Here is a 6,500-nt window from a genome sequence, read left to right as displayed (position 1 = left end):
CTTCGTCGTCATCGCCCGAACGCGTGGTCGGCGCGGCGGGCGCGGCCGCGCCGCCTCGCTGCGGTTGCGCGCGCAGCCGCTGGTCGAACTCGCGCAATTCGGCGATCTGTGCGGATAGACGCGCGATGCGCGGATCGAGCAAGGAAATCGACGCGCTCATCCGTCCGATCTCGCCCACGACGTAATGATGCGTGGCCACGCCCTCGGGACCGGGGCCGGTGGGCACATCCACGACGCTGCTGTAGCGGCCGATGGCGACGCCGCCCGCGAGCGCGGCGACGCCGACCGCGCAGGCGGTGCAGATGGCCGTGCGGCGCGCGGCGCGATGCGTGACGAAACGGGTATCGCCGCTCGAAAGTTCATCGACCGAACTGGTCCAGGGCATTTTCATGACCGGTCCCGGCGACGGCGTTTTGTGCGCACGAGCGAGGCGCAAGAGAACAGGGTGCAGAACAGGGCGTACATCAGGCTGCAACGGCCGCCAGAGCGGCCCGTCAAAAATCAAAACGGCGATTATCGCGGCGTCTGAAAAATCGCCATCCCGATAAAACGTCTAGCCTGAACAGGGGAATCGACACGGCCGAAACGCTGCCTTGCCGCGCGGACATGCAAAACCGCTTGACTTCTCGCGCCACCGAACTAATATACGCACCGCGTATATCAACCAGCTATCACGGGTGCCAGCATGAGCGTTCCGCAACAAGCCTTCCTTCGTGACGCCATGCGGCGTCTGAACATGACCCGCGACGCCTTCGCGAGTCGTATCGGCGTCTCGCGCCGGGCGCTCGACACCTGGCTGCTGCCGGAAGAATCGCAGGAATCGCGTGCCATGCCCGAGATCGTCGAGCGCTTCGTCTCGGAGATCGTCGGCAATGTTGAGCCGCGCGAAGGCTATACGCAAAGCGTAGATTCGCATTCGCTGATCAGCCAGATCCAGTTCGAAGGCCGTCCGCAACTGCTGTCGACCAATCAGTTCTCGCGCGACTCGGTGGAAGCCCTGTTCCGCGTGGCCGACATCATGCAGCCCATCGCGCGCCGACGGAAAATCTCGCGCGTGCTCGAAGGCGCGGTGCTCGGCAACCTGTTCTTCGAAGCCAGCACGCGGACCCGCGTGAGTTTCGGCGCGGCGTTCTGCCGTCTGGGCGGCTCGGTGTGCGACACCACCGGCTTCACGTTCTCGTCGATGGCCAAGGGCGAATCGATCTACGACACCAGCCGCGTGATGGCCGGTTACGTGGATGCAATGGTGATTCGGCATCCTGAACAAGGTTCGGTGGCCGAGTTCGCACGCGCCGTGAACATCCCCGTCATCAATGGCGGCGACGGCCCCGGCGAGCACCCGAGCCAGGCGCTGCTCGATCTCTACACGATCCAGCGCGAGTTCTCGCGTCTGGGCAAGATCGTCGACGGCGCGCATATCGCGCTGGTGGGCGACCTGAAGTACGGCCGCACGGTGCACTCGCTCGTGAAGCTGCTCGCGCTCTATCGCGGCATCAAGTTCACGCTGATCTCGCCGCCGATGCTCGAAATGCCGACGTATATCGTCGATCTGATCTCGACCAACGGCCATGTCGTCGAGCAAACGACGGATCTGCGTCAGGGCCTGCGCGGCGCGGACGTGGTCTACGCCACGCGCATCCAGAAAGAGCGCTTCACCGACGAATCGTTCGAAGGCTACACGCCCGACTTCCAGATCAACCAGGCGCTGCTCGACGAATGCTGCAGCCCGGAAACGCTCGTGATGCACCCGCTGCCGCGCGATAGCCGCCCGGGTGCGAACGATCTGTCGACCGACCTCAACCACGATCCGCGCCTGGCGATCTTCCGCCAGACCGACAACGGCATTCCGGTGCGCATGGCGATCTTCGCGGTGCTGCTGGGCGTGGAAAACCTGGTGCAACATTCGATGCGCGACGCCGCATGGCGTCCGCCTGCTTACCTCGGTCCGGACGACGCCGTGTTCCACGGCATCGACTGATACGCCAGGCGCGTCAAACAAAAAATGCCGGGAATTTCCCGGCATTTTTTTCGCATCAATTAATTCGCCATCCTTATCGAATCAAAACAGCGTGAATTCGCCGCCGCGCTTGAGCGCACGCTGATACGCAGGCCGCGCGTGAATACGATCGATAAACGCGCGAATCGAGGGATGCGATTCTGCACCCGCACGCTTCGCGCCGGCTTCGACGGGAAAGCTCATCTGCACATCGGCGGCTGTGAAGTCGTTACCCGCGAACCAGCCCGTTGCTTCGAGTTCGCTGGCGATATAGCCGAAATGCAGTTTGAGCTGCGGATCGACGAACTCGCTTTCGAGCGACCCGGCAATCTTGCGCGTGATCGGCTTCACGAAAAACGGCACTTTCGCGTTGGCGATCCGGCTTGCGACCAGCTTGAGCAGCAGCGGCGGCATCGCCGAGCCTTCGGCGTAATGCATCCAGTACCGGTAGCGCAGATACTCGGGCGTATCGCGTGGCGGCACGAAGCGGCCGTTGCCGTAACGCTCGACCAGATATTCGAGGATCGCCCCTGATTCCGCGAGCGTGAAATCGCCATCCGTCACGACCGGCGATTTGCCGAGCGGATGCACGGCGCGCAGCGCGGGCGGCGCGAGCATGGTCTCCTTGTTGCGTCTGTACTCCACGATCTCGTAGTCGACGCCCAGCTCTTCAAGCATCCAGAGGACACGTTGCGAGCGCGAGTTGTCGAGGTGGTGAACCGTCAGCATGGGGTCTCCTCCCGGTTGCCTGGACTGCAAGCATTGTAGGGTGTGCAGAACGTCGGTCGCGCGCCAAAACAAGGCATCCGAAGCGGGCCTCTATTTCGCACGGCGTAAAGACGCGCGCTCCAGGCGGGCAACGCAATCTGTCGGCTTCGCCAGCTTGTTGACCGCCGCGCGTCAGGCAATCGACAGCCCTGCGCCAGAAGCCGCGCTGTCACGAAAGTTTCGCTCGCAACGCCCGCCAAACGCTTTACTTTCGCGCACGGCGCGCGCAACGTGCAACTCTGTCGCGACGTGATCGCACGCAATCTCGCGGCATCGGAATTGCTCTATCACTACGCTGCAAATCGAGTTCCGCACGCTGCGCGACGACGGCTCACGCGGCATCGCGTCATAGGCGTGCGCATGCGAAATCATCGCCATCCCATCCCCAGATGGAGCCTGCGAACGCCATGTCCTCTACTCCGCATGATCCGCACGATCCGCACGATGCACGTCACGACGCGCACGCCGACGCGTCCTCCGAACCAACCGAGCCTTCGCGCCGTCGCTTTCTCCAGTCGGCGGCAGCGGCGGCCGCACTCGGCGCCGCACCGCATCTGCGCGCGCAGAACGCCCCCGAACCCACACCCACCGCCGATACCCCCACGCCGCCGCCCGTTCCGGCCCAGCCCGTGCGCCTGAACATCAACGGCCGCGAATACGCCCTCCATATCGAACCGCGCGTAACGCTGCTCGACGCCCTGCGCGACTACGCAGGACTCACCGGCACGAAGAAAGGCTGCGACCGCGGCCAGTGCGGCGCGTGCACGGTGCTGGTCGAAGGCCGCCGCATCAACGCCTGCCTCACGCTCGCCGTGATGCACGAAGGCCAGCGCATCACCACCGTCGAAGGCCTCGCCAGCGCGAGCGCACCCAGCACGATCCAGCGCGCCTTCATCGAACGCGACGCCTTGCAGTGCGGCTTCTGCACACCCGGCCAGTTGTGTTCGGCCACGGCCTGCCTCACCGAATTCGCGGCAGGCACGGCCAGCGCGGCCACCGCCGACGTGCGCGCACGCCCGCCGGAGTTAAGCGATGCGGAAATACGCGAGCGCATGAGCGGCAATATCTGCCGCTGCGGCGCCTACGCGAATATCGTGGCCGCCGTGCGCGACGCGCACTCGGCCAGCGTCTGAGCGCGGAGGCCACCACATGGACGCACTCGCCTACCAGCGCGCCGCCGATATCGACACCGCCCTCGCCGCCGCCCAGCAGCCCGGCGCCGCCTTCATCGGCGGCGGCACCAATCTGCTCGATCTCATGAAAGGCGGCCTCGCGCATCCGCTCAGGCTCGTCGATATCACGCACATCGCCGCGCTCGACGGCATCGAGACGCTGCCAGACGGCGGCCTGCGCATCGGCGCGCTCGTGCGCAACAGCGACGCCGCCAACCACTCGCTCGTGCGCACGCGCTATCCCCTGCTCTCGCAGGCCTTGCTCGCGGGCGCGTCGCCGCAGCTGCGCAACATGGCGACCGTGGGCGGCAACCTGATGCAGCGCACGCGCTGCGGCTACTTCTACGACACCGCCTTCACGCAATGCAACAAGCGCACGCCTGGCAGCGGCTGCGCGGCGCGCGAGGGCTTCAACCGCATGCACGCGATCCTCGGCGCGAGCGCGCAATGCGTGGCGGTGAATCCCTCCGATATGAGCGTGGCGCTTGCGGCGCTCGACGCCACGGTGCAGGTGCGCAGCCCGAACGGCGCGCGCGCGATCCCCATTGCGCAGTTCCATCGTCTGCCAGGCGACCGACCCGATCTGGACACCACGCTCGCGCGCGGCGAACTGATCACCTCGGTCGATCTGCCGCCGCCAGCCTTTGCGGATCATGCGCACTACCTCAAGCTGCGCGATCGCCAGAGCTATGCGTTCGCGCTGGTCTCGGTTGCGGCTGCACTGCAACTCGACGGACGCCGCGTACGTGCTGCGCGCATCGCACTGGGCGGCGTCGCGCACAAGCCGTGGCGCGCGAGCCTGGCGGAACAACGTCTGATCGGACAAACGGTCGATACGGCCACGCTGCGCGCCGCAGCCGCCGCTGAACTGGCGCACGCGCAACCGCTCGGCGGCAACGCGTTCAAGGTCGAACTTGCGCAGCGCGCGATCGTGCGGGCGGCGCTGCAAGCCGCAGGCGGCACGGAAAACTTCGCAGATAACGCCGATGGAGGCCTCGCATGAGCCAACTGATCGGACAGCCGCTCGATCGTATCGACGGCATGCTCAAGGTGACGGGCGGCGCGAGCTATGCGGCGGATTTCCCCGAAGCGCGCCTCGCGCACGCGGTGCTGGTGACGAGCACGGTGTCGAGCGGCACCATCGCGTCCATCGACACGCGCCGCGCGCAGGCGCTGCCCGGCGTGCTGCTGGTGATGACCTGGCAGAACGCCATGCGTCTGCCCAACGGCGGCCACACGCCGCTCGCGCCGCCCGCTGGGCGACACATCACGCTGCTGCAGGACAACGTCGTGCGCTACAGCAACGAACCGGTCGCGGTCGTGGTGGCGGATACGCTCGAACACGCTATCGATGCCGCGCAGCACGTCAGCGTGACCTATGCGGCCACGCCGTCCACGCTCGATTTCGCGCAGGCGAAAATGCAGGCGCATACGCCACCGGGGCAGCCGGGCAGGCCCATCGATTCGCAGCGCGGCGACGTCGAAGCGGGTTTGCGCGAAGGCGCGGTGCGCATCGACGCCGTCTACACCACGCCGATCCAGTTCCACAATCCGATGGAGCCGCACGCCAGCATGGCGCGTTGGGACGGTCCCGAACTCACGCTCTACGACTCGACTCAGGGCGTGTCGGGCGCGCGCACCGCCGTGGCGGCCGTGTTCGGCATTCCCGCCGACAACGTGCGCGTGATCTCGCCTTTCATCGGCGGTGGCTTTGGCTGCAAGGGTTCGTCTTGGTCGCATGTGAGCCTGTGCGCGATGGCCGCGAAGCAGACCGGCCGCCCGGTGCGTCTTGCGCTGGCGCGTCCGCAGATGTTCGGCCCGGTCGGCTCGCGCCCGCGCACGGAACAGCATTTTTCACTGTCCGCGCGCCGCGATGGCACGCTCACGGCGATCCGCCACGACACGTTCTCGCACACCTCGACCTTCGAGGACTGGACAGAGATGTCCGGCCTCGTCACGCGCATGATGTACGCCACACCGAACCTGAGCACGAGTCATCGCGTCGTGCCGCTCAACGTCGGCACGCCGACTTTTACGCGCGCGCCGGGCGAGACGACGGGATCGTTCGCGCTCGAATCGGCGCTCGACGAACTCGCGTGGCAGTTGAAGATGGACCCGATCGCGCTGCGTCTGAAGAATTACGCCGAAGTCGAGCCGCAGGAAAACAAGCCCTGGTCGTCGAAGGCGCTGCGCGAATGCTATACGGCGGGCGCGGAGCGCTTTGGCTGGTCGCGCCGGGCGAACGCGCCGCGCGCGATGCGCCAGGGCAACACGCTGATCGGCCTGGGCATGGCGGGCGCGACCTATCCGGCCAACCGCAGCGAAGCCGCCGCGCTCGCGCGCATCCTGCCCGACGGCTCGGCGATGGTCGCCTCGGGCACCCAGGATATCGGCACCGGCACCTACACGGTGATGACCCAGGTGGCCGCCGACGCGCTTGGCTTTCCGCCCGAGCGCATTCACTTCGCGCTGGGCGATTCGAGCTTGCCGCGCGCGCCGGGCTCGGGCGGCTCGCAGTCGGCCGCGCGCGTCTCGCCCGCCGTGCAGGCGGCGGAGGGCGAGGC

General features: G+C 66.5%; 5 protein-coding genes and 1 pseudogene. 4 read left to right on the top strand and 2 right to left on the bottom strand.

Going from position 1 to position 6,500, the window contains the following annotated elements; all coding sequences use genetic code 11:
* Positions 1-391 (bottom strand): annotated as a pseudogene (locus F3J17_RS35705) (M23 family peptidase); the annotation flags it as partial.
* Between the two features lie 294 nt (positions 392-685).
* On the opposite strand from F3J17_RS35705, the gene F3J17_RS35700 reads away from it, so the two are divergent.
* Positions 686-1,978, top strand: a complete 1,293-nt coding sequence (locus F3J17_RS35700; protein WP_027819955.1) for an aspartate carbamoyltransferase — start codon at positions 686-688, stop codon at positions 1,976-1,978.
* An 81-nt stretch (positions 1,979-2,059) separates the two neighbouring features.
* Here the strand turns inward: F3J17_RS35700 and F3J17_RS35695 are convergent, their stop codons facing one another.
* Entirely contained in the window at positions 2,060-2,725 is a 666-nt protein-coding gene (locus tag F3J17_RS35695; RefSeq protein WP_167070510.1) for a glutathione S-transferase, read from the bottom strand.
* 446 nt (positions 2,726-3,171) lie between these two features.
* On the opposite strand from F3J17_RS35695, the gene F3J17_RS35690 reads away from it, so the two are divergent.
* The 3 genes from F3J17_RS35690 to F3J17_RS35680 all read left to right on the top strand — a co-directional run.
* Positions 3,172-3,897, top strand: coding sequence for a (2Fe-2S)-binding protein (locus tag F3J17_RS35690; protein WP_205195117.1), 726 nt, complete (start codon positions 3,172-3,174; stop codon positions 3,895-3,897).
* A 16-nt stretch (positions 3,898-3,913) separates the two neighbouring features.
* Positions 3,914-4,939, top strand: a complete 1,026-nt coding sequence (locus F3J17_RS35685) for a xanthine dehydrogenase family protein subunit M (RefSeq protein WP_167070507.1) — start codon at positions 3,914-3,916, stop codon at positions 4,937-4,939.
* A partial coding sequence (locus tag F3J17_RS35680) for a xanthine dehydrogenase family protein molybdopterin-binding subunit (RefSeq protein ID WP_167070505.1) occupies positions 4,936-6,500 on the top strand: 1,565 nt, incomplete at its 3' end. The genes F3J17_RS35685 and F3J17_RS35680, both read left to right, overlap by 4 nt.

Source organism: Burkholderia sp. Ax-1719, from assembly GCF_011753055.1.
Taxonomy (GTDB): domain Bacteria; phylum Pseudomonadota; class Gammaproteobacteria; order Burkholderiales; family Burkholderiaceae; genus Paraburkholderia.
This window is presented reverse-complemented; position numbering and strand designations above follow the sequence as displayed.